At 69.6% G+C, this 23,040-nt stretch carries 17 protein-coding genes; 10 read left to right on the top strand and 7 right to left on the bottom strand.

Going from position 1 to position 23,040, the window contains the following annotated elements; all coding sequences use genetic code 11:
- Positions 1 to 18: 18 nt before the first annotated feature.
- Together ACFO5K_RS09915 and ACFO5K_RS09910 are read right to left on the bottom strand one after the other, a co-directional pair.
- Positions 19 to 432, bottom strand: a complete 414-nt coding sequence (locus tag ACFO5K_RS09915) for a hypothetical protein (protein ID WP_378559416.1) — start codon at positions 430 to 432, stop codon at positions 19 to 21.
- 28 nt (positions 433 to 460) lie between these two features.
- Complete coding sequence (locus ACFO5K_RS09910) at positions 461 to 811, bottom strand: nuclear transport factor 2 family protein (RefSeq protein ID WP_378559413.1); 351 nt, start codon at positions 809 to 811, stop codon at positions 461 to 463.
- 157 nt (positions 812 to 968) lie between these two features.
- Here ACFO5K_RS09910 and ACFO5K_RS09905 point away from each other — a divergent pair, with 157 nt between their 5' ends.
- Entirely contained in the window at positions 969 to 3,983 is a 3,015-nt protein-coding gene (locus tag ACFO5K_RS09905; RefSeq protein ID WP_378559410.1) for a helix-turn-helix transcriptional regulator, read from the top strand.
- A 1-nt stretch (position 3,984) separates the two neighbouring features.
- Here the strand turns inward: ACFO5K_RS09905 and ACFO5K_RS09900 are convergent, their stop codons facing one another.
- The gene (locus tag ACFO5K_RS09900; protein ID WP_378559408.1) at positions 3,985 to 4,200 is read right to left on the bottom strand and encodes a hypothetical protein; all 216 of its coding nucleotides are present in this window, start codon (positions 4,198 to 4,200) and stop codon (positions 3,985 to 3,987) included.
- A gap of 97 nt (positions 4,201 to 4,297) precedes the next feature.
- Here ACFO5K_RS09900 and ACFO5K_RS09895 point away from each other — a divergent pair, with 97 nt between their 5' ends.
- Both ACFO5K_RS09895 and ilvA read left to right on the top strand, forming a co-directional pair.
- Positions 4,298 to 4,732: a nitroreductase family deazaflavin-dependent oxidoreductase gene (locus tag ACFO5K_RS09895; protein ID WP_378559405.1), complete on the top strand. Its 435-nt coding sequence runs from the start codon at positions 4,298 to 4,300 to the stop codon at positions 4,730 to 4,732.
- Between the two features lie 99 nt (positions 4,733 to 4,831).
- Positions 4,832 to 6,184 (top strand): threonine ammonia-lyase IlvA, encoded by a 1,353-nt coding sequence (gene ilvA / locus ACFO5K_RS09890; RefSeq protein WP_378559402.1) that lies wholly within the window; start codon positions 4,832 to 4,834, stop codon positions 6,182 to 6,184.
- A 26-nt stretch (positions 6,185 to 6,210) separates the two neighbouring features.
- Here ilvA and ACFO5K_RS09885 read toward each other — a convergent pair whose 3' ends face one another.
- The 4 genes from ACFO5K_RS09885 to dnaE all read right to left on the bottom strand — a co-directional run bounded on the left by ACFO5K_RS09885 (position 6,211) and on the right by dnaE (position 15,456).
- Complete coding sequence (locus ACFO5K_RS09885) at positions 6,211 to 7,461, bottom strand: serine hydrolase domain-containing protein (protein WP_378559399.1); 1,251 nt, start codon at positions 7,459 to 7,461, stop codon at positions 6,211 to 6,213.
- Between the two features lie 77 nt (positions 7,462 to 7,538).
- On the bottom strand, positions 7,539 to 9,290 hold the full coding sequence (gene treZ / locus ACFO5K_RS09880) for a malto-oligosyltrehalose trehalohydrolase (protein ID WP_378559396.1): 1,752 nt from the start codon (positions 9,288 to 9,290) through the stop codon (positions 7,539 to 7,541).
- Positions 9,291 to 9,582: 292 nt separating this feature from the next.
- Positions 9,583 to 11,508 carry a hypothetical protein gene (locus ACFO5K_RS09875; protein ID WP_378559393.1) on the bottom strand — a complete coding sequence of 642 codons (1,926 nt, stop codon included), beginning with the start codon at positions 11,506 to 11,508 and terminating at the stop codon, positions 9,583 to 9,585.
- Between the two features lie 357 nt (positions 11,509 to 11,865).
- Positions 11,866 to 15,456 carry a DNA polymerase III subunit alpha gene (gene dnaE, locus ACFO5K_RS09870; RefSeq protein WP_378559390.1) on the bottom strand — a complete coding sequence of 1,197 codons (3,591 nt, stop codon included), beginning with the start codon at positions 15,454 to 15,456 and terminating at the stop codon, positions 11,866 to 11,868.
- A gap of 201 nt (positions 15,457 to 15,657) precedes the next feature.
- Here dnaE and ACFO5K_RS09865 point away from each other — a divergent pair, with 201 nt between their 5' ends.
- The 7 genes from ACFO5K_RS09865 to ACFO5K_RS09835 all read left to right on the top strand — a co-directional run.
- The gene (locus ACFO5K_RS09865; RefSeq protein ID WP_378559387.1) at positions 15,658 to 16,836 is read left to right on the top strand and encodes a sensor histidine kinase; all 1,179 of its coding nucleotides are present in this window, start codon (positions 15,658 to 15,660) and stop codon (positions 16,834 to 16,836) included.
- A 90-nt stretch (positions 16,837 to 16,926) separates the two neighbouring features.
- On the top strand, positions 16,927 to 17,724 hold the full coding sequence (locus tag ACFO5K_RS09860) for a LytR/AlgR family response regulator transcription factor (protein ID WP_378559384.1): 798 nt from the start codon (positions 16,927 to 16,929) through the stop codon (positions 17,722 to 17,724).
- The gene (locus ACFO5K_RS09855; RefSeq protein ID WP_378559381.1) at positions 17,721 to 18,086 is read left to right on the top strand and encodes a hypothetical protein; all 366 of its coding nucleotides are present in this window, start codon (positions 17,721 to 17,723) and stop codon (positions 18,084 to 18,086) included. Before ACFO5K_RS09860 ends, ACFO5K_RS09855 begins: the two co-directional genes overlap by 4 nt.
- Positions 18,087 to 18,233: 147 nt before the next feature.
- A complete protein-coding gene (locus ACFO5K_RS09850) occupies positions 18,234 to 19,988 on the top strand; it encodes a sodium/solute symporter (protein ID WP_378559378.1) in 1,755 nt (584 codons plus the stop codon).
- A gap of 139 nt (positions 19,989 to 20,127) precedes the next feature.
- The gene (locus ACFO5K_RS09845; RefSeq protein ID WP_378559375.1) at positions 20,128 to 20,481 is read left to right on the top strand and encodes a DUF485 domain-containing protein; all 354 of its coding nucleotides are present in this window, start codon (positions 20,128 to 20,130) and stop codon (positions 20,479 to 20,481) included.
- Positions 20,478 to 22,112, top strand: coding sequence for a solute symporter family protein (locus tag ACFO5K_RS09840; RefSeq protein ID WP_378559372.1), 1,635 nt, complete (start codon positions 20,478 to 20,480; stop codon positions 22,110 to 22,112). Before ACFO5K_RS09845 ends, ACFO5K_RS09840 begins: the two co-directional genes overlap by 4 nt.
- 73 nt (positions 22,113 to 22,185) lie before the next feature.
- Positions 22,186 to 23,040 (top strand): AMP-binding protein (locus tag ACFO5K_RS09835; RefSeq protein WP_378559370.1); only part of this gene is annotated, 855 nt, incomplete at its 3' end.

Genomic DNA, 23,040 nt, shown 5'->3' with positions numbered 1-23,040 from the left:
CCCGCCTTCGTCGCCGGGTCAGCGCCGCAGACCCAGGTACTGCAGGGCCGCGAACCCGCCGACGACACCGGCCTGCAGCACCGCCCACACCGCGCCGGCCGTCGTCAGGCCCAGGGCACCGGTGGCCACGGCGATGAGACTGGCGAGCACCCAGGCGGTGTTGCCGAGCGCGACCGCGGCCGCCGCCGGCCGGTTGACCGGTGATCTGAACCCGATCACGGCCACGGCCAGGCCGTACGCGGTGAGGAACGCGCCGATCACGAGGGCCGCGCCGGTGTCGAGACCGAGCAGACGTTGCAGCGGCACGGCCAGTGCGAGGTAGGCGAGGCCGTTCGCACCGGTGACGACGGCGTCGAGGCGCAGCGACAGGCGCAGCAGGTTCTCGCCGTCGGCGAGCAGGGTGGACAGGCGTGAGGGTGCCGAGGTGGTCATGGTGAATCTCCTGAAGTGGGAACGGATCTCAGGCGGGGACCTGGTCGAGGAAGCCGTAGACGCGGTCGATGCGGCCGTCGGCGAGCACGGCGACGTCGAAACCGATCACCACGTCGGCGCCGTCGGCGGGTCCGAGACCCCAGGTGAAGCGCACCTGGTCGTGGTGGGCGTCGACCGGGCCGGCCAGGCGGAAGGTCCAGTCCGGGAACTGGGTCTGCACGCCGGCGATGGCGGCTTCGAGCTCCGCGTGGCCGCGTACCGCGACCAGCGGATCGACGTAGCTGGCCTCCGGGGTGAACAGGCGGGCGATCGCGGCGCGGCGATCGCCGGGCTCGCGGGTGTTCCAGGCTTCCAGGTACTGTGCGACGACGGTGTTCATCTCGACCTCCGAAATATGCTGTGAGCTGGTGTTTCGCTCGTTGCTTCTGCGATGACACCAACGTTATGACCGAGGCGGGGGTCGGCGAATCAGTCGCCTATAGGTACTTTCGCGGCGCGACTACTGTCGCTGCCGGACCAGCGATACGGTGGGCTCCATGCTGCACGGACGCGAAGCCGAACAGGCCAGGATCGATGACCTGCTCGCCGCGGCGCGCGCCGGGCGCAGCGGAGCACTGGTGGTGCGCGGAGCGGCCGGGATCGGCAAGTCCGCGCTGCTGGATTACGCGGCGGCTCAGGACATTCCGGCGGTACGCAGTACGGGTATCGAGTCCGAGGCCGAATTACCCTTCGCCGCACTGCATCTGCTGGCGCGCCCCGCTATGGAGCTGGTTCGCCGGTTGCCGCCGCGCCAGCGTGACGCGCTCGAGGCCGCGTTCGGATTGGGTGCGCACGCGCCCGCCGACCGGATGCTCATCGGCCTGGCCGTGCTGACCCTGCTGGCCGAGGAAGCCGCCGACGGCCCGCTGCTGTGCATCGTCGACGACGCGCACTGGCTGGACCAGGCCAGCGCCGACGCCCTGCTGTTCGCGGCACGCAGGCTCGACGCCGAGGGGGTGGCGCTGCTGTTCGCCACCCGCACCGGTCCCGATGACTTTCCCGCACCCGGCCTGCCGGAGCTGGCCCTGTCGGGCCTGTCCCCCGATGCGGCGGCGGCCTTGCTCGACGCGAGCGCCACGCAACTGACACCGGCGATGCGCTACCGGCTGCTCACCGAGTCGGGCGGGAACCCGCTCGCACTGCTGGAACTTCCCGCCATTCTCGCCGACACCGCCTGGGACGGTACGAACCCGCTGCCACTGACCCAGCGACTGCAGTTGGCCTTCCACGGGCGCGTCGCGCGTCTGCCTGCGGCCACCCGCACCGTGCTCCTGGTGGCCGCCGCGGCCGGCGTGGCCGACCCGGCGCCGATCCTGCGGGCCGCGGCGACTCTCGGCGCGTCGCTGTCGGACCTGCAACCGGCCCAGGACGCGGGCATGATCCACCACGACGGCCGGGGACTGACCTGGCAGCATCCGCTGCTGCGCTCAGCGGTGTACCAGGGCGCACCCCTGGCCCAGCGACTGTCCGCGCACCGCGCCCTCGCCGACGCCTACCGCACCGATGCGCTCCGCGCGGCGGACGCCAGAACCGCGGAGGCAACGGTGCACGCGCGAACTGAAGATGACGTAGCCCAGACGGCACGGTCCGGGAGCGCGGTATTTCCAGGGGGCAGGCCCGATACCGAACGATCCGAGAACGCGGCATTCCCAAGGGGCGGGCCCGATTCCGAGCGGTCCGAAGACACGGTCTTGCCAGGGATCGAGCTCGACACCGAGCGGTCCAAGGACGCGGCATTCCCAGGGGACGGGCCCGACACCGCGCGGTCCGAGGACACGCTCTTGCCAGAAGGCGGGGCCGATACCGAGCGGATCGAGGACACGGTGTTCCCAGGGGGCGGGGCCGATGCCGATCTGTGGGCTTGGCATCTGGCGTGTGCCGCCACCGGTGCGGACGAGTCGGCAGCGGTCGCGCTGGAGGGCACCGCAGATCGGGCCAGACGGCGCAATGGTTTCCACGGGGCGGTGGCCGCCTATGACCGGGCGGCCACCTTGAGTGTCGATGTCGGCGCTCGCGTGCGCAGGTTGGTGCTCGCGGCCGAGACGGCGACCGAAGCCGGATCGACGGAGCAGGCGGCCCGGCTGGCCGAGCGAGCGGCCGCCCACGGTGTCGGCGACGAATTCGCGCGGCGGCTCGACCTTGTCCGCGCCCAGGCCGAATTCGCCTCGGGTACACCCGGTTCGGCGCACCGGCGACTCATGGCGGTGGCCACCGCGGCTCGGGCGGACGACCCGGGTGGCGCCGCCCGGATCCTGACCAGGGCCGTGCACACCGCCTGGTATCTCGGCAGCGCCGAACTCGACGAGGTCGCCCGGTTCCTGACGACGCTGCGCCTCGACGAGCACGACCCGATCACCCCGATCGTGCGCTACCTGACCGGGTCGGTGACCGGGCGGCGGACCACCGACCTGCGCGCCGCGGTCGATGCCGCCCGCGCCGGCGGCGCCGACAGTCCGGGCGACCTGGTGCAGTTGTGCGGCAGCGGACTCGTCGTCGGCCAGGACGAACAGGTCGACGAGGTGGCGGCCGAGCTCATCGCCGAATGCCGGGAGCAGGGGCGGATCGCGTTGCTCGCGCCACTGCTGTTCTTCCGCGCCGAAAGTCAGCTGTTCGGTGGCCGGCCGCGGGAGAGCCGGGTGGCCGCCGAGGAAGGGCTACGGATCGCGGGCGATATCGGCCAGGCCCAGTGGGTGGGGCAGTTGCACGCGTTCCTGGCCTACCTGGCGGCCCTGCACGGTGACGAGACACGGTGCCGGGCCGCGGCCGATCGCGCGGTGGCCGAGGAGTTCGGTGGGCCGCGCGCGGTCGGCGCGTCCTGGGCGCACGCGGCGCGGGCGTTGCTGGCACTCGGGTCGGGCCGGCTGGAACAGGCCCGGGCCGAACTCGCGCGGATGACGGTGGAACCGGCCGACCACCACGTGATCGGCCTGCGTACGCTGCCCGATCAGATCGAGGTGGCGGTCCGGCTCGGCGCACACGACCACGCCACCGAAGCCTTGGCGCGGCTCACCGACTGGTCGAACGGAGCCGAGCAGGACTGGATCGCGGCGCTCGTGGCGCGCGGCCGGGCGCTGCTGACCGACGGCGCCGAGGCCGAGGCCCACTACCGCGCCGCACTCACCGGGAATCGCCCGTTCGACGAAGCCCGCACCCGGTTGCTCTACGGGGAATGGTTGCGCCGCGACAAACGCAAGATCGACGCGCGCACCCACCTCGAGCAGGCACTCACGCTGTTCGATCGGCTCGGTGCCGTGCCGTGGCGCGAACGGGCCCGCGCCGAACTGAGCGCGCTGGGAGTGGGGGCCGCCGCCCGCCCGGACGAGGGACCACTGAGTTCGCTCACGCCGCAGGAGTCCCAGATCGTGCGGCTGGCGGCGCAGGGGCTGTCGAACCGGGAGATCGCGGCGCGGTTGTTCCTGAGTCATCGCACGGTCGGTCATCACCTGTACAAGGCGTACCCGAAGCTGGGTGTGGTCTCGCGCGGCGAATTGCGCGAGCTCGCGTTCGAGTGAGTCAGTCGCCGGTATGGGCCCGTGCGGCGCCGACGGTCCAGCGCACCGCGGCGACGGCGGCCGCGAGCAGCACCGCGGCCTGCGCGGAACCGGTCACCAGGAGCAGCAGCGCACCGACCACGAGCCCGGCGACCAGCGCCTCGAGCTTGTAGACCGGCCACGCACTGCCCGCGATGTCGACCGTCGCGGAAGCTGCCGATGGGGTAACCACTGCCATACACACAGGATAGGCGCACTCGAGAGTTCGGGCCACCGAACTCTTCGGTCGGCGCCATGTCGGGAACATCACACCGCGGTCGCACGTTGTGCAGGTCATGCCACTGACAGGAGAGTACGCACCGAGCACTTCCGATTGGTCACGCCAGCAGGCCGAAGCATACGAGGGCTCCGGCGGGACCGAAGCCACCTCGTTGAACGGCAAGCCCGTCGTCCTGCTCACCACCAAGGGCGCCAAGACCGGCAAACTGCGCAAGACGCCACTGATGCGAGTCGAACACGACGGGGAGTACGCCGTGGTCGCCTCGCTGGGCGGGGCGCCGAACAACCCCGTCTGGTACTACAACATCAAGGCCGAACCACACGTCGAACTGCGCGACGGGGAGGTCAACAAGGACTACACGGCCCGTGAGGTCGTCGGCGAGGAGAAGGCGCTGTGGTGGGAGCGCGCTGTCGCGGTGTGGCCCGACTACGCGGAGTACCAGAAGAAGACCGATCGCCAGATCCCGGTCTTCGTGCTCACCCCCCGCTGACCCTTTCGGAGTCCGCCCGCCGCGGTGCGCGGCGGGCGCTGCCGTGTACGCGACTCGGGCGCGCGTCGGCGGCCGGAGCCGTCTCGGTAGCATGACCTGGTGTCTTACACCGCTGACGTCGCCGAAGTTTCCCTGACCGGTCCGCCGCTGAACGCGGACGAGATCGATGCGGCCGCGAAGCGAATTTCCGACATCATCGAGCCGACACCACTGCAATACAGTCCCCGGTTATCGGCGAGCACCGGCGCGCAGGTGTATCTCAAGCGCGAAGACCTCACCGCGGTGCGCTCCTACAAGCTGCGCGGCGCCTACAACCTGATGGTCCAGCTCACCCCCGCCGAACGCGCCGCAGGCGTGGTCGCCGCGAGCGCGGGCAACCACGCCCAGGGAGTGGCCTTCGCCTGCCGCGCGATGGGTGTGCGCGGGCGCATCTTCGTGCCGACCACCACACCGAAGCAGAAGTGCGACCGGATCCGGGTGCACGGGGGCGAGTTCGTGGAACTGCTCGCCGTCGGCGAGACCTACGACGCGGCCGCCGCGGCCGCCGCCGCCGAGGTGTCGCGCACCGGCGCGACCATGGTGGCCCCGTTCGACGACCCACGCACCGCCGCCGGCCAGGGCACCATCGCCGCGGAATTCCTGGAACAGCTCGGCACCGCACCGGACCTGGTGGTGGTGCCGGTCGGCGGCGGCGGCTGTCTCGCCGGCATCGGCACCTACCTGCGTGAACGCGCACCGCACGCCGGTCTGCTCGGTGTCGAGCCCGCGGGCGCGGCCTCGATGACCGCCGCGCTGGTGGCGGGTGGACCGGTGACGCTGCCCGAGATCGACCCGTTCGTCGACGGTGCCGCGGTGCGCCGCATCGGCGCGCTGCCGTATCAGGCGGTGTCGGCCTTCGGCGGCCGGGTGGTCTCGCACGCCTCGCTGCCGCTGCTCACCACCACCGAACCCCCCACCGGCGCAGCGGCTTTCCGGATGATGCAGGTCGACGAGGGCGCCATCTGCACCGCCATGCTCGAGCTGTACCAGAACGAGGGCATCATCGCCGAACCGGCGGGAGCGCTGGCCACGGCCGCGCTGGCCGAGATCCGGATCGAACCGGGTACCACGGTGGTGGTGCTGGTCTCCGGCGGCAACAACGACGTCTCGCGCTACGGCGAGATCATCGAGCGTTCGCTGGTGCATCGTGGACTCAAGCACTACTTCCTGGTCGATTTCCCCCAGGAACCCGGGGCGCTGCGCCGTTTCCTCGACAATGTGCTCGGACCCGACGACGACATCACCCTGTTCGAGTACGTCAAACGCAACAACCGGGAGACCGGCGCGGCACTGGTCGGCATCGAGCTCGGCGCCACCGACGACCTGGCTTCGCTGCTGCAGCGCATCGAGGAGTCCCCGATCCAGGCCGACCGCCTGGAACCGGGCACACCCGCCTACCGCTACCTCACCTGAGCGCGGCTGATCTCACCTGAGCGCGGCTACGCGGCCGCACGGTCGATACTCGGCCTGCGGTCGCGTCCGGCCCGCACTCCCGACAGCGCCAGGGGCAGCAGCCAGCCCATGGCCAACTGGTCGTAGGGCAGCCGGACCTGGTCGAGGCGGTTGTGCACGAAGCCGACCGAGATACCCGAATCCGGGTCGACCCAGCCGAAGGAACCGCCGAGCCCGATGTGGCCGAACGCGTTGCGCGCGCCGACCGCCGGCATCGAGTGGTAGCCCAGGTGCCACATCATCGGGAGGTAGAACAGGGCGTGATCGAGACGGTAGGTCTGCACCCGCCGGATCATGGCGTGCGTGCCGGGGCGCAGGAACGGGGTGCCGTCGACGGTGGCGCCGCCGGCGAGCGCGCCGTACATCTGCGCCAGACCGGCGGCGGTGGCGACACCGTTACCCGCGGGCATCTCGGTGTCGAGGATGGTGGGGTCGTCGCCGTCGAGGATGCTGTTGAGGTTGGTCAGGTACAGGCAGCGCGCGGCCGCGCCCAGGGCACCGGGGATGCGGAAACCCACCCGGTTGAGGAAACCGGCGGCCAGCGGGTGCCCCGCCAGGCTCAGGTGGGCGCCGGAGAGCCGGGCGTACTCGGTGGTCGAGTCGGCCGACGGGCGGCCCAGATGGATGCCGTCGATGCCCAGCGGGTCGGTGACCTCGGTGCGGATGAGCTCGCCCATGCCGCGGCCGGTTACGGCCCTGGCCAGTCCGGCCAGCAACCAGCCGTAGGTGAGCGCGTGGTAGGCGGGGACGCCGAGCAACCGGTCGGGGGCGGCCAGCGCCAGCCGATCCTCCATCAGCTCGTGGTCGAGGATTTCGGTGGCGCTGTCGGCCACCGCCGACAGCGACGACAACCCGGCCCGGTGGGTGAGCAGGTCGGCGACGGTGATCGAGCCCTTGCCGTGCGCGGCGAAACGCGGCCAGTACTCGGCGACCGGTGCCTGGTAGTCGAGCAGGCCGCGATCGGCGAGCCGGTGGATGACGGTGGCGGTGACGCCCTTGGTCGCGGAGAAAACGATGGAGCCGGTGTCGGCCGACCACGGCCGCTCCCCCGCGCTGCCGGCCCACAGGTGTGCGACCGGTTCGCCGTGGCGGTAGATCGCCAGCGCCCCGCCCGCGTCGCGGCGGTGGCCGATGAGAGTGGCGAAGGCGCGCACCAGGGGGCCGAACCCGGCCGGCGCACTACCGCCCACACCGGTCGGTAGGGCAGCGAAATCCTGCCCGTAAGCGTCGTTGCTCATTGTCCAACCTTACGGTGACCTACCTCATCCCGGCAATGATCAGTGCGTGACCGTGGCCGACCCGTGGCCGGTCGCGATCACTCGGTGACCACTGTGCCCGCCCCGTCGCCTTCCTCCAGAACGGCGAAGCTGTGTCCCGAAACCAGGGTGCCGGCGCCGCTTTCGGTGGCCGGCGCCCAGGCCAGCAGCACCCGGCCGTGTACCGGGATCACCGCCTCGTCCTCGGACAGGTTGCACACCACCGAGATCCGGTCGCGGCGCAGCACGAACCAGCGCTCGGCTTCGTCGTAGTCGGCCCAGACCCGTTCCAGCCAGGGGTCGGTGAACTCCGGCCGGGATTTCCGCAGGGCCAGCAGCGCGCGGTAGCAGGCCAGCAGACGCGCGTGCGGTTCGCGGCCCGGTTCGGACCAGTCCAGCTGGGAGCGGGTGAAGGTGGCGAGGTCCTGCGGGTCGGGTACCTCCTGGGTGTCCCAACCGTGTTCGGCGAACTCGGCACGCCTGCCCGCGGCGGTGGCGGCCGCGACGACCGGGTCGGTGTGGGAGGTGAAGAACTGGAACGGGGTGCGCGCGCCCCACTCCTCGCCCATGAAAAGCAGCGGGGTACTCGCCGAAAGCAGCACCAGGGCCGCCTTCACCGCCAGCTGACCGGGGGTGAGGTAGGCGCTCGGGCGATCGCCCGCGGCGCGGTTGCCGACCTGGTCGTGATTGCAGGTGTAACCGAGCAACGCGCTGCCGGGAATCAGGTCACGCCGGATCGGGGTGCCGTGGGTGCGGCCGCGGAAACTGGAATAGGTCCCGGCGTGGAAGAACCCGTGCGTGAGGGTGTGCGCCAGGCAGGCCAGGGAGCCGAAATCGGCGTAGTATCCCTGCCTTTCGCCGGAAACCGCGGTATGGACGGCGTGGTGCAGGTCGTCGTTCCACTGCCCGGTCAGGCCGTAACCGCCCGCGGCGCGCGGGGTGATCAGTCGGGCATCGTTGAGGTCGCTTTCAGCGATGAGGGTGAGCGGGCGACCCAGATGCGCGGCCAGCGCGGTGGTTTCGGCGCTGAGCTCTTCGAGCAGGTGGGTGGCGGTGCGGTCGAGCAGGGCGTGCACCGCGTCGATGCGCAGGGCGTCGAGGTGGAACTCGCGCAGCCAGCGCAGCGCGTTGTCGATGATGTGGCGGCGCACCGCGTCCGAGCCGGGACCGTCGAGGTTCAGACCCTGTCCCCAGGTGTTGTGGTCGGACGCGAGGTACGGGCCGAAGCGCGGCAGATAATTGCCGCAGGGGCCCAGATGGTTGTAGACCACGTCCAGGCAGACTGCGAGACCACGGGCATGACAGGCATCGACGAAGCGTTGCAGCCCGTCGGGGCCGCCGTAGCTCTCCTGCACCGCGTACCAGAGCACACCGTCGTAACCCCAGTTCCGGGTGCCGTCGAAGGCGTTCACCGGCATCAGTTCGACCGTGGTGACGCCGAGGTCGACCAGATAGTCGAGTCGATCGACGGCCGCGTCGAAGGTGCCCTCGGGGGTGAAAGTGCCGATGTGCAGTTCGTAGAACACCGAGCCGGCCAATGGCCTGCCGGTCCAGGACCGGTCGGTCCAGCGCGCGGGGTCGAGGTCGTGGACCGCGGACAACCCGTGCACGCCGTGCGGTTGCCGCGGTGAACGCGGATCGGGGAGCACGGTCGAGTCGTCATCGATCAGAAATCCGTATTCAGCACCTTGACCTGCGGCGACCCACACCGACCACCAGCCGCCACCATTGCGCCGCATCGGGTGCGGCTCCCCGTCCAGTTGCAGTCGCATCGCGCTCGCCTCCGGCGCCCACACCCGAAACTGCCTCATCGGCCCAGCATCGCATGCCCACGCGCGGCACGCCCGGCCGACTTCGGGCACCTGTGTGCGCGTGCCACTCCCGGCCAACTCTGGTCACCCGTGAGCGCACGCATCACCGCCATACTCCGACCACCGGTGAGCGCACCCATCACCGCCGACTGATCACCATGTATGCGCACCAACGCCCACCGACCGGGCCACCAAACACGCGCACCAACGCTCACCGACTAGGCCACCAAGTATGCGCACCAACGCCCGCCGGCTGGGCCTCCAAGCACGCCCACCAACGCCCACCGGCTGGTCACCGCGTGTGCCCGACCACCCCGACCGGGCCGACCCCGATACAGAGCGATTGCTGCTCGTCGAGCGACCTGATCCGCAACTCGGTGCCGCCGCCGAGCAGGCGGACGAACACCGTGTTCAGGCCCGCCCGCACCTCGGCGATCGTCTCGGTGTCGCCCGCGAACGACACCGCGATCCGGCCGTCGCGTTCGGCGTAGTAGTTCAACTGGGCGGTCCAGTCCCGGATCTGCATGGGGCCGTCCAGGGGCACGGTGGTGGCGGTGGCGCCGCGTAACCGGTGGCCGCAATCCGGTTCGGGACCGGGCACGATGGCGCGGTTCCACCAGACCTGTGCGTCGACGATCGCGCCGGTGTCGGTGATCATTCGCAGCCGGGGGGTAGCCGGGCCGAAGGTGGTGGGTGTCGCGATCGGGGCGAGCACGTGGTCGGTCATGTTCTGTGGGAAAGCCAAGGGGTTCAGCACATTCCACGGAACTTCCTGCGGGAGGAGGGGGGCGTCGGCCACGCCGGGCAGAGCCGCCTGGACGCCTGTGATGTAGGTGCGGGCCGGGCTCGGTTCCCAGGAGCGGGTGAAGGTGATGGTCGAGAACACGCTGCTCATCAGGAACAACACCGCGGTGGCGACGCGTGCGACACCCCAGGCTCCACCAGCTTGCCGACCACCACCCACACGGGAACCTGCGGGAGTTCCAGCGCGCGCACCTCCTTCAGCTCCACCGGCTTGCGTGACTTCTCCGGTGCGAGCGGTTTGCGCGGCTGAGGGCTCGCGGCGAAGCGGTGCCCGCAGGATCAGCGCGAAGGCCAGGGTCGCGACGACCGCGAAGTCGGCGAAGTAGCGCATGGACTGCAGGAGCAGGGCCGCGGTGCCGGGGCCGTCGCGCAGGACAACGACCGGAGCGATGGTGAGAACGGCGTATCCCGCGAGGCTCGCCCACACTGGCACCACCCGGCGACGGGTTCGAATCGTCCAGGCCGCCACCAGGATCAGCACCACCCAGCACAGCACCACGGCGGGCGCTGGTGGGTCCGCCCACGGTGTGGCGGGCTGCCAGCGTTCCCAGCGCCACGGGCCGCCGAACAGTGCGGGGACCAGGCCGTCGGAGAGGGCTCGGCGGAGCAGGGCGCCGGGGTCTTCAGGACCCGACAGCCCCCGCGGACGTTCGATGACGAACAGGAAGCACGCGGCCCAGGCCAGCAGGACCGCACCGGTCGCCGTCCACAGCGCGGCCCCGCGCGCCGCGGCCTCGCGCACCGACCGCCCCGAAACATGGGCCGAGAGCACCACCACCGCGAACGCCACCGGCAGCACGACGACCGCCTTCTCGAACGACAGCAGTGCCAGGGCGAACACGATCGCACCCGAGACCGCGTACCGGCGGCGGCCGGTACGCACCAGGAGCAACGCGTCGGCGCTCACCCAGGCGAGCGCGATCTGCAACGGCAGCGCGTTCACCGCGGCCGCCCACCAGGCGAACGCGGGCACCGTCAACGGCACGAACAGGAAGAACAACAGCGGGAACAGCAGGCGCGAACGGATGCCGAACAGCACGATGAGCAACCGCAGCATCGCAAGTGACGCGAGTAGTTGCAGGCCCAGCAGCACCACCACCGCGGCCGTCCAGTTCAGCGGCGCCACCGCGGTGATCACCCAGGTCACCGCGATCGCCAACGGCATCACATGTCCGTCGTGGCTGGTGAACAGCAGCTCCGCCGACCACAGTGGGTGGTTGCCCGCCTGCCCGATCAGGATGAAATCGTCCCAGTAGAAGAACCCGGAGGCGGCGACCCACCCGCGCAGCACCAACTGCGCCACGATCAGGGCGGCGGCGACCAGCAGCACCGCCCACCCGGTCGGCGGCCATCGGTTGGACCGAGGCGACATCTCGGCGTGCGGTGGCGATTCGAGCAGCGGCGCGGATGTCACGCCTCTCGACGCTAGCCCGTTGTCGACGAAGCAGCCATCTGGACCCGCCCGCAGACTGCTGTCCGCCGCCGGTGCGCTGTCATCAGCCGCCGGTAGCGGCGGATCACAGTAGCGCTGTCGTCAGACCGAGCAGACCGGGCCAGACAGCGGCTGCCATCAGCCGGGCTCAGAACACCCGCCAGCATCCCGCGGCCGGGCATGACAGCACCTTCAGCGTCCCCTGACTGCCGGGTCTGGATGAGCAGCCATCACCTCCGAGCAGCCGGGGCCGACAGCGCCGCCATCAACCCGGACCACCGGGCCCACGGTTACGCCCGCCATCAACCCGGACCACCGGGGCCCACAGTTACGCCGCCATCACCCCAGGCAGCCGGGGCCCAGTAAAGCCTTCAGGTCGCCCATCAGGGCCGAGGACGGGGTGACCCGCCAGCTGTCGTCGAGCTTGAGCAAAGTGTTCTTCTCGCGGGCGCCGACGTGGCGGACGTGCACATCGGAGGTGCCGGGGTGGCGCGAGAGCACCTTCTTGAGTTCACCGATCTTGTCCGGCGTGCACATCCGGGTGGTCATCACGACCGCTACCGGCTTGGCCACTCCGATCGCCGAAAGGTCCGGCACGACGAGGTCGTTGGCAATCAGGGAGATGCGGTCGTCACGCACCGAGACCCGGGCTTTCACCAGCACCACGGCATCTTCGACCACATCCATGCCGTACACCGAGTACGACTGCGGGAAGAACAGCACTTCCACGCCACCGGTGAGGTCCTCGAGCTGCGCCGATGCCCAGGGCAGGCCGTTCTTGTTCACCCGCCGGTTCACCGAGGCCAGGATCCCGCCGATGGTCACCTGCGCGCCGTCCTTGACGTCACCTTCCAAGATCGCCGGGATCGGCGTGTCCACCTGCGCGGCCAGTACGTGCTCGACACCGTTGAGCGGATGCCCGGACACGTAGAGCCCCAGCATCTCTCGCTCGAGGGCGAGCTTGTGCTTGGTCTCCCATTCCTCCTCGGGCACCCGCACGTTGAACACCGACGCGATCGAGTCGTCGCCGTCGTCCATCCCGCCGAACAGGTCGAACTGGCCGATCGCCTCGGCCTTCTTGGTCGACATCACCGCGTCGATCGCATCGGAATGGATCAGCAGCAAACCCTTGCGCGGGTGGCCGAGGGAGTCGAAACCGCCTGCCTTGATGAGCGATTCGGTGACCTTCTTGGTGCAGGCCACCGCGTCGATCTTGTTCAGGTAGTCGGAGAAATCGGTGAACTTCGACTTCTCCCGGCGGGCGGCGATGATCGAGGACACCACATTGGTGCCGACGTTGCGCACCGCGCCGAGCCCGAAACGGATGTCGGTGCCCACCGACGCGAAGTTCAGTTCCGATTCGTTGACATCGGGCGGCAGCACCGTGATGCCCATCTTGCGGCAGTCCGACAGGTAGATCGCGGCCTTGTCCTTGTCGTCACCGACGGAGGTGAGCAGACCGGCCATGTACTCGGCGGGATAGTTGGCCTTGAGGTAGGCGGTCCAGAACGAGACCAGGCCGTAGCCCGCGGCGTGCGACTTGTTGAACGCGTACCCGGCGAACGGGAGGATCGTGTCCCACAGTGCTTTGATGGCGGGTTCGGAGAAGTTGTTGGCGAGCATGCCGTCGCGGAAGCCGGCGTAGGCCTCTTCCAGGACCGACAGCTTCTTCTTACCCATGGCGCGGCGCAGGATGTCGGCTTGGCCCAGCGAGTACCCGGCCACCTTCTGCGCGATCTGCATGATCTGCTCCTGATAGACGATCAGGCCGAAGGTGTCGGCCAGGATCTCCTTCAGGGGCTCTTCGAGCTCCGGGTGGATCGGTTTGACTTCCTGGCGCCCGTTCTTGCGGTCGGCGTAGTCGTTGTGGGCGTTCATGCCCATCGGGCCGGGGCGGTAGAGCGCGAGCACCGCGACGATGTCGCCGAAACCGGTGGGCTGCATGCGGCGCAGCAGGTCGCGCATGGCGCCGCCGTCGAGCTGGAACACACCCAGGGTGTCGCCGCGGGCGAGCAGTTCGTAGGTGGCCGGATCGTCGAGCGGCAGGTTGTCCATGTCGAGATCGATGCCGCGGTTGGCCTTGATGTTCTCGAGCGCGTCGCCGATGACGGTGAGGTTGCGCAGCCCCAGGAAGTCCATCTTCAGCAGGCCGATGGCCTCACACGACGGATAGTCCCAGCCGGTGATGATCGCGCCGTCCTGGGCTCGCTTCCACACCGGGATGGCGTCGGTGAGCGGTTCCGAGGACATGATGACCGCGCAGGCGTGCACACCGGCGTTGCGGATCAGACCTTCCAAGCCCTTCGCGGTCTCATAGATCTTGGCGACATCGGGGTTGGTGCTGATGAGCTCGCGGACTTCGGTGGCTTCCTTGTACCGCTCGTGCTCGGGATCGGTGATGCCCGAGACCGAGATGTCCTTGGCCATGATCGGCGGCGGCAGCGCCTTGGTGATCTGGTCGGCGATGGCGAAGCCGGGCTGGCCGAACAGCACTCGCGCGGAGTCCTTGATCGCGGCCTTGGTCTTGATGGTGCCGAAGGTGATCACCTGGGCGACACGGTCGCTGCCCCACTTCTCGGTGGCGTAGCGGACCATCTCACCGCGGCGGCGATCATCGAAGTCGATATCGATATCGGGCATCGACACGCGTTCGGGGTTGAGGAACCGCTCGAAGAGCAGACCGTGCGGTATGGGGTCGATATTGGTGATGCCCATCGCGTAGGCCACGAGCGAACCCGCGGCCGAACCACGGCCGGGACCGACGCGGATACCGACCTCGAGCGCGTGCTTGATCAGGTCACCGACGACGAGGAAGTAGGCCGGGAAGCCCATGTCGCAGATGACTTTGAGCTCGAAGTCGGCGCGATCGAGGTATTCGCGTGACGGGCCGTCGGGGAAGCGGCGGTCCAGGCCGTCGAGTACCTCTTTGCGCAGCCAGCTGGCCTGGGTGTGGCTCTCGGGCACCGGGAAGATCGGCATCCGGTCGCGGTGTTCCCACACCTCGTCGTAGGACTGCACGCGCTCGCCGATGAGCTCGGTGTTGTCGCAGGCACCGGGGACCTCCGCGTCCCAGATGGCGCGCATCTCCGCTGCGGACTTGAGGTAGTAGCCGTCACCGTCGAACTTGAAGCGGGTGGGATCCGAGAGCGTCTTGCCGGTCTGAATACACAGCAGCGCTTCGTGATTGACCGATTGGTCCTTGGTGACGTAGTGGCAGTCGTTGGTGGCCAGCGGCGGGATGTCGAGCTGCTTGCTGATCATGAGCAGGCCCTCGCGGACCCGGCGCTCGATGGACAGGCCGTGGTCCATGACCTCGAGGAAGAAGTTGTCCTTGCCGAAGATCTCCTGCCACTTCGCGGCCGCTTCGAGCGCTTCGCGCTCGTGGCCCAGGCGCAGACGAGTCTGCACCTCGCCCGACGGGCAGCCCGTGGTGGCGATGATGCCCTCGGCGTGCTGGGCGATGATCTCCTCGTCCATACGCGCCCACTTGCCCAGCTGACCTTCGATCGAGGCCAGGCTCGACAGCTTGAACAGGTTGCGCAGGCCGGTGGCGTTCTCGGCCACCATCGTCATGTGGGTGTAGGCGCCCGAACCGGAGACGTCGTCGCCCTTCTGCCCCGGGTCGCCCCACTTGATCCGCTTGGTGTCGAAGCGCGAGCCCGGTGCGATATAGGCCTCGATGCCGATGATCGGCTTGATGCCCGCGTTCTTGGCACTGTTGTAGAACTCCGAGGCGCCGTACATGTTGCCGTGGTCGGTCATGCCGACCGCGGTCATGCCCAACCGCTCCGCCTCCGTGAACAGCGGCGAAATCTTCGCCGCACCGTCGAGCATGGAGTACTCGGTGTGGTTGTGCAGGTGAACGAACGATCCGGACGGAGCCAAGACGGTCCTTCCTCCCAATGTGTCGGCGGGGGTTGGCCTAGGCATTCTAGGCATGCCGGTACGACAAGTTTTCCCGCGCAACACGGCGCCCCCGCCCCGCCTCGACGGGGGTCGGCGTGTCGTGGTGAAGGTCACCGGCGAGTCCCCGCCGAGCCCGCATCGCGGGGCTCGCCGCGCGACGAGTGCGGCTCCGGCCACCGGTGCGGGCGGTCATAATCGTGGCGTGCACTCCGTTCGGCTCGCGTCATGACCACGTTCGTGGTGGCCGTCGTCGCGGTCGTCGTGGCGGCGGTCGTCGGTCTGCTGATCTGGCGGCGGACCCAGCGGGTGGTCACCACGCCCGCCCAGCGTGCGGTGCATCAGGCGTTGCACACGGCCGCGCTGGCGGCGGTGCCGTTGCGGCGGGGGCTCACCGGGGAATCGGCGCGGGAGGCGGCTCCGCATCTGCGCACCCTGGCCGCCGCCGAGGCGCTGGGGGTGACCGACGCCGAGGCGACGCTGCTGGCCTGGGACGGGCCGCATGCCGGGATGCTCGAGTCGTTCGGCGCGGCGGCGCGGCGCGCGATCGCCGACGAACGAGCGGTGCTGGTGACCGGCGACGAACACACGTTGATCGCGCAACCGCTGCTCATCGATGTGGGGGCGGCGGTCGGGGCACTCGGCATGGTGACCACCGGGAAACCGGGTCCGGGCATGCTCGGAGCGGCCGCGGAGGTGGCGCGCTACGCGTGCGGGCAGCTGGAACTGGCCGAGCTGGACGCTTCGCGCGCGCGGGTGGACCGCGCCGAGTTGCGGGCGCTGCGAGCCCAGATCAGCCCGCATTTCATCTACAACGCGCTCAATACGATCGCCTCGTTCGTGCGCACCGACCCGGACCGGGCCCGCGAACTGATCCTCGAATTCGCCGACTTCACCCGCTACTCCTTCCGCGCCGCGGGCGAGTTCACCGTGCTCGCCGACGAGTTGCGCAATATCGAGCGGTACCTGGCGCTGGAACAGGCCCGCTTCGGCGATGCCCTCGACGTGCGGTTGCAGATCGCCCCGGAAGTGCTCGGCGTGGTCCTGCCGTTTCTCGCGCTGCAACCGCTGGTCGAGAACGCGGTGCGGCACGGCCTGGCGGGCGGGGGACGCGGTGGCCAGCTGAGCATCGTCGCCACCGACGCGGGCACCGACTGCCTGATCAGTGTCGAAGACGACGGTGTCGGCATGGACCCGGATCTGCTGCGCTCCGGTGCCCTCGACGCCATCGACACCTCCGGCCCCACCCGCACCGGCGAAGCCGCCCACGTGGGTCTGGCCAACGTCGACGACCGCCTGCGCGCCGCCTTCGGCGACGACTACGGGCTGGTCGTGGAAACCGCCCCCGGAGCGGGCACCAAGGTGAGCATGCGCGTCCCCAAGTTCCGGCCCGGCATCCGCGCCTGATGTCTCGACGGTACGAACAGCCCGAGTCGGGGCAGCGCGGCGGTACGTGGTCATGACGTCGTCCGGGGAGCCGGTTACGATGAGCAGGCTGTGACCTGGAACACTGATGACACACCGGCCGAGCTACGGGTGCTCGCCGTCGACGACGAGAAGCCCGCGCTCGATGAGCTGGTGTATCTGCTGAACGAGCAGGCCGGAGTCGGGGATGTGTACGGCGCGGGTGAGGCCACGGCGGCCTTACGGATGTTGCGCGCGCATCCGATCGACGCGGTGTTCCTCGATATCGACATGCCGGGGCTCACCGGGATGGAGCTGGCGGGGATCCTGTCGGAGTTCGCCGAACCGCCGGCGGTGGTGTTCGTGACCGCGCACGACGATCACGCGGTGGCGGCGTTCGATCTGGGAGCGGTGGATTATCTGCTGAAGCCGTTGCGCGCGGCCCGGCTGGCCGAGGCGGTGCGCCGGATCGTCACCGCGCGGGCACCGGTGCCCGCGGTGGCGCCGCCGGAGCCCGCGCATCCCAGCGAGGTGATTCCGGTGGAGCTGGGCGGGGTGACCACGCTGGTGCATCGGGCCGATGTCGCCTGGGTCGAGGCCGACGGTGACTACGCGCGCCTGCACACCCGGTCCGGCTCGCATCTGGTGCGGATTCCGTTGTCGGCGCTCGAATCACGGTGGGAGGGCGCCGGTTTCCTGCGCGTACACCGCTCCTATCTGGTGGCGTTGCGGCTGGTCACCGGGTTACGCACCACCGGGGGCGGGACGGTGGTGTGCCTGCGTGCCGAGAGCGCGGGCGGGGCGGTGGAATTGCCGGTGAGCAGGCGGCAGGTTCGCGAACTCAAGCAACGACTGGTGCACGGGCCACGACAGAACTGGTCGCAGCGATGACCGGCCCGCAACGGCCACAACGGGAACGGGTGGTGCTGGCGCAGCGGCGCGGGGCGCGGCAGGTGCGCACCCGCACCGAAGTGGTCGAGCAGACCGACCTCGGGGCGGCGTTGATCGGTGGGTTGATCCGGGCGCAGCTCGGTCTCGCCTTGCGGCTGAGTCTGGTGGTGGTGGTCGGCTTCGGTGCGCTGCCGGTGCTGTTCGGCACCGACGCGATCGCCGCGACGACGATCCTGGGCATCCGCCTGCCGTGGTTGATCCTCGGCCTGCTCGCCTTCCCTGTGCTGTACGCGGTCGGCGCGACATACGTCCGCCTGGCGCAACGCAATGAGGACGACTTCCTCGAACTGGCCGGGGACTGAGCCGATGGGCGTGCGTGCTGACGCGTGGCCGATGGCGGGCGCACCACGGCGCGAGGCCGACGCCCGTGGTCGCTTCCCGCGCCGCGACGCGAAGGTGGGCGCCGTAGCGGCCACAGCGAGGTGGCGGCCCGCACCGAGGGCGGACCGGTGACCCCCGACAACCCGACGCTCACCGTGGCCGCCCTGCTGCTGGCCGCGGTGGCCACCATCGGGATCGGGTTCTACGGAGTTCGGCTCTCGCGCACGACTTCGGACTTCCTGGTGGCCTCACGCAGCGTCGGTTCCCGCTGGAACGCGGCCGCCATCTCCGGTGAGTACCTTTCGGCTGCCTCGTTCCTCGGTGTCGCCGGGCTGATCGCCAAGTTCGGCGCGGACGCACTCTGGTACCCGGTCGGCTTCACCGCGGGCTATCTGGGCCTGCTGATGTTCGTGGCCGCGCCGTTGCGCCGCTCGGGCGCCTACACCGTGCCCGATTTCGCCGAGTTCCGGCTCGGCTCGCTCCGGTTGCGGCGCATGGCCGCCGCGCTGGTGGTGCTGGTGTGCGCGGTCTATCTCATCCCGCAGTTCCAGGGCGCCGGGCTCACCCTGCGCATCCTGCTCGGCGTGCCCTCCTGGGTGGGTGCGGTGGCGGTCGGGGTGATCGTGTTGGTGAACGTGGTCGGCGGCGGGATGCGGTCGGTGACGCTGGTGCAGGCCTTCCAGTACTGGCTCAAACTCACCGCGGTGGCGATCCCGGCGTTGGTGCTGGGCTTGCACTTCCTGGCCGACGAACGTCCGGTCGGTACCCCGGCGCCGCCGACGGTGGATCAGCGCACCACCGTCGACATCTCCACCGATGTGCTGGTGCACCTGGACGTTTCGCAACCGGCGACGATCCACGGAACGCTGGACGGGCGGCCCGTGGCGGGCGAGGTGGTGCTGGGACCCGGCGAGCACACCCTCGACGCGGGGACCGTGCTGATTCTCGCGCCGGGTTCGGCGGTCCCGGTGGTCGCCGGCGCACCGGCCGACGGCGCGAGCTGGGTCGAGCCGGGTGGCGGATTCGGCGGGAATCACCCGCAGTACCAGGTGTTCTCACTGATGGTGGCGACATTCCTCGGCACCATGGGGTTGCCGCACGTGCTGGTCCGCTTCTACACCAACCGCGACGGGGCCTCCGCGCGCCGGACCGCGCTCGCGGTGATCGGGCTCGTCGGCCTGTTCTATCTGTTCCCGATCCTGCTCGGCGTGTTCGCCCGCCTGTACGTGCCGCAACTGCTGATCACCGGCGCTTCCGACGCCGCGGTGGTGCTGCTGCCCGGTGCGGTGCTCGGCGGTCTCGGCGGGCAGCTGCTGGCCGCGCTGGCCGCGGCGGGGGCGATCGCGGCGTTTCTGTCGACCTCCTCGGGTCTGCTGGTCAGTCTGGCCGGGGTCCTCAGCACCGATGTGCTGCGCGGGCGGATCCGCGATTTCCGGGCCGCCGCGCTCGTCGCGGGTCTCGTGCCGCTGACGCTGGCGTTGACGGTCGCCTCGCTCGACCTGTCGCGCACGGTCGCGCTCGCGTTCTCGGTGGCCGCCTCGACGCTGTGCCCGCTGCTGGTGCTGGGCATCTGGTGGCGTGGGCTCACCGCCGCCGGGGCCACCGCGGGCATGCTCGTCGGTGGTGTCACCGCGGGCGGGGCGACGGTGCTCGCGGTGCTCGGCGGGGTGTCACCGGAGCTCGCCGACGGTTGGGCCGCGGCGATCGTCGACTATCCCGGCGCGGTGAGCGTGCCACTGGCGTTCGTGGTGACGATCGTGGTGAGTCTGGTGACCCGGGGCCAGGATTCGCGCACCGTGGCGGGAATCTTCCTGCGCATGCACGCGCCGGAACGACTCGGTATGAGCGCCGATCGCGACCCCGAACATCCCGCCCGCCGCTGACCGTTCACCGCGCCGCAGCGACCGTTCACCGCACGAGCGGCCACCTTCACCGAGTGACCCACACCACATCGATACGGGCTCGCCGCGCCGCCCTTACCGTCGTTTCACGCACGACCCCCCTCACGCTAGGACCACCGGCATGACCGACACCGACACCGAAGAAGCGCCGGACCGGCGCACACCCAGTGGCGACGAATGGCTCGCCGTGCAGGCGAGCCCGCAGTTCCAGGATCTGCGAGACCGTTTGCGCCGCTTCGTCTTCCCGATGACCGCCCTGTTCCTGCTGTGGTACCTGAGTTATGTGGTGCTCGGCGCGTACGCGCACGACTTCATGGCGACCGAAGTCTTCGGCAACATCAATGTGGGCCTGCTGCTCGGCCTCGGGCAGTTCGTCTCCACCTTCCTCATCACCGGGCTCTACGTCCGGTTCGCCAATCGTGAGCTGGACCCGCGCGCCGCGGCCATCCGCGAAGAACTCGAGGTACGGGCATGAACATCCTCGCCGCGGACGCGGCGGTGGGTAACCCCATCGCCAACATCGCCATTTTCGCGCTGTTCGTCGCGGTCACCATGGTCGTGGTGATCCGGGCCAGCCGCAACAACACCACCGCCGCCGACTATTTCACCGGCGGCCGCGGATTCTCCGGTCCGCAGAACGGGATCGCCATCGCCGGTGACTACCTGTCGGCGGCGAGCTTCCTCGGTATCGCCGGCGCGATCGCGGTGTACGGCTACGACGGGTTCCTGTACTCGATCGGCTTCCTCGTCGCCTGGTTGGTGGCGCTGCTGCTGGTAGCCGAAATGCTGCGCAACACCGGCAAGTTCACCATGGCCGACGTGCTCAGCTTCCGGCTCAAGGAAGGCCCGGTGCGTACCGCCGCCGCGCTGACCACCCTCACCGTCTCGCTGTTCTACCTGCTCGCGCAGATGGCGGGCGCCGGCGGGCTGGTGGCGCTGCTGCTCGATGTCTCCTCGCGCGCCGGGCAATCGGTGGTGATCGCGATCGTCGGCGTGCTGATGATCGTGTACGTGCTGGTGGGTGGCATGAAGGGCACCACCTGGGTGCAGATCATCAAGGCGGTGCTGCTGATCGCGGGCGCCGCGCTGATGACTTTCCTGGTGCTGGCCAAGTTCGGCTTCAACCTCTCCGAAATCCTGGGCGCGGCCCAGCAGTCGGTGAACGAGTCGGCCAACGCGGCGGTCGCCTCCCGTGACGTGCTCGCGCCCGGCGCGCAGTTCGGTGGCAGCGAGACCTCGAAGCTGAACTTCCTGTCCCTGGGTCTGGCCCTGGTGCTGGGCACCGCGGGCCTGCCGCACGTGCTGATGCGCTTCTACACCGTGCCCACCGCGAAAGAGGCCCGGCGCTCGGTGGTGTGGGCGATCTTCCTCATCGGCGGGTTCTACCTGTTCACCCTGGTGCTCGGTTACGGTGCGGCGGCCATCGTGGGCCCGGACCGGATCATGGCCGCGGCGGGCGGACAGAACTCCGCGGCGCCGCTGCTGGCCTTCGAGCTCGGCGGGGTGATCCTGCTCGGGGTGATCTCGGCGGTCGCGTTCGCGACGATCCTGGCGGTCGTGGCGGGTCTGACCATCACCGCCTCGGCGTCGTTCGCCCACGACATCTATGCCAGCGTGATCAAGAAGGGCGAGGTCGACGAGCTCAAGCAGGTGCGGGTCTCGCGGATCACCGCGGTGGTGATCGGTGTGCTCGCGATCGGGCTCGGCATCCTGGCCAACGGCCAGAACATCGCGTTCCTGGTGGCGCTGGCGTTCGCGGTGGCGGCGGCGGCGAACCTGCCGACGATCCTGTACTCGCTGTTCTGGAAGCGTTTCAACACCACCGGTGCGCTGTGGTCGATGTACGGCGGCCTGATCTCGACCATCGTGCTCATCGTGTTCTCGCCCGCGGTGTCGGGCACCAAGACCTCGATGATTACCAGCGTCGACTTCCACTGGTTCCCGCTGTCCAACCCGGGCATCGTGTCGATTCCGCTGGCGTTCGCGCTCGGCGTGCTCGGCACCTACCTCGGTGGCCGCGGCGAGCAGGTCGACCTGGGCAAGGCCGCGGAGATGGAAGTGCGGTCCCTGACCGGCGTCGGTGCGGAGAAGGCGATCTCGCACTGATGCATCCCCGCCCGTGCCGGTGGTTCGCCCCACCGGCACGGGCTGTACCCCCAATTTTTCTGAGGAGAGTTTTGTGACCGGCGCAGTGACCGACCCCACCCGGCCCGACCACGCGAACAGCTACCCGCCCGCGGCCGAGTTCGTCGCCCGGGCCAATGCCGATGCCGCGCTCTACGCGCGGGCCGAGACCGACCCGGACGGTTTCTGGACCGAACAGGCCAACCGGCTGCACTGGCACAAACCCTTCAGCCAGGTACTCGACTGGTCCGACGCCCCGGTGGCACGGTGGTTCGCCGACGGCGAGCTCAACGTCGCCTACAACTGCGTCGACCGCCACGTCATCGACGGCCACGGCGACCAGGTAGCCATCCACTGGGAAGGCGAACCGGGCGACGCACGCGCCATCACCTACCGCGAACTACTCGACGAAGTGTGCCGCGCGGCGAACACTTTCACCGCACTCGGGCTCGTCGCCGGTGACCGGGTGGCGATCTACATGCCGATGGTCCCCGAGGCCATCGTCGCCATGCTGGCGTGCGCACGGCTCGGGCTCACCCACTCGGTGGTGTTCGCCGGATTCTCCTCGGCGGCACTGCGTCAGCGGATCGACGACGCCGAAGCCCGCTTGATCATCACCACCGACGGGCAGTGGCGGCGTGGCAAGCCCGCCCCGCTCAAGTACGCCGTCGACGAGGCACTGGGCAACGATCCCTCGACGGTCGAGCATGTGCTGGTGGTGCGCCGGGTCGGACTCGAGGTGCCGTGGACGGAGGTGCGTGACCTGTGGTGGGACGAAACCGTCGCTGTCGCTTCGCCTTCGCACCAAGCGCAACCCTTCCCCGCCGAACACCCCCTGTTCATCCTCTACACCTCCGGCACCACCGGAAAACCCAAAGGCATCCTCCACACCAGCGGCGGCTACCTCACC

The organism is Nocardia halotolerans (assembly GCF_042650145.1).
GTDB lineage: Bacteria > Actinomycetota > Actinomycetes > Mycobacteriales > Mycobacteriaceae > Nocardia > Nocardia halotolerans.
This window is presented reverse-complemented; position numbering and strand designations above follow the sequence as displayed.

Coding starts and splice junctions, on each gene's coding strand:
- ACFO5K_RS09915 (WP_378559416.1), bottom strand. CDS start 432: ATGACCACCTCGGCACCCTCACGCCTGTCCACCCTGCTCGCCGACGGC.
- ACFO5K_RS09910 (WP_378559413.1), bottom strand. CDS start 811: ATGAACACCGTCGTCGCACAGTACCTGGAAGCCTGGAACACCCGCGAG.
- ACFO5K_RS09905 (WP_378559410.1), top strand. CDS start 969: ATGCTGCACGGACGCGAAGCCGAACAGGCCAGGATCGATGACCTGCTC.
- ACFO5K_RS09900 (WP_378559408.1), bottom strand. CDS start 4,200: ATGGCAGTGGTTACCCCATCGGCAGCTTCCGCGACGGTCGACATCGCG.
- ACFO5K_RS09895 (WP_378559405.1), top strand. CDS start 4,298: ATGCCACTGACAGGAGAGTACGCACCGAGCACTTCCGATTGGTCACGC.
- ACFO5K_RS09885 (WP_378559399.1), bottom strand. CDS start 7,461: ATGAGCAACGACGCTTACGGGCAGGATTTCGCTGCCCTACCGACCGGT.
- treZ (WP_378559396.1), bottom strand. CDS start 9,290: ATGAGGCAGTTTCGGGTGTGGGCGCCGGAGGCGAGCGCGATGCGACTG.
- dnaE (WP_378559390.1), bottom strand. CDS start 15,456: ATGCCTAGGCCAACCCCCGCCGACACATTGGGAGGAAGGACCGTCTTG.
- ACFO5K_RS09865 (WP_378559387.1), top strand. CDS start 15,658: ATGACCACGTTCGTGGTGGCCGTCGTCGCGGTCGTCGTGGCGGCGGTC.
- ACFO5K_RS09855 (WP_378559381.1), top strand. CDS start 17,721: ATGACCGGCCCGCAACGGCCACAACGGGAACGGGTGGTGCTGGCGCAG.
- ACFO5K_RS09845 (WP_378559375.1), top strand. CDS start 20,128: ATGACCGACACCGACACCGAAGAAGCGCCGGACCGGCGCACACCCAGT.
- ACFO5K_RS09840 (WP_378559372.1), top strand. CDS start 20,478: ATGAACATCCTCGCCGCGGACGCGGCGGTGGGTAACCCCATCGCCAAC.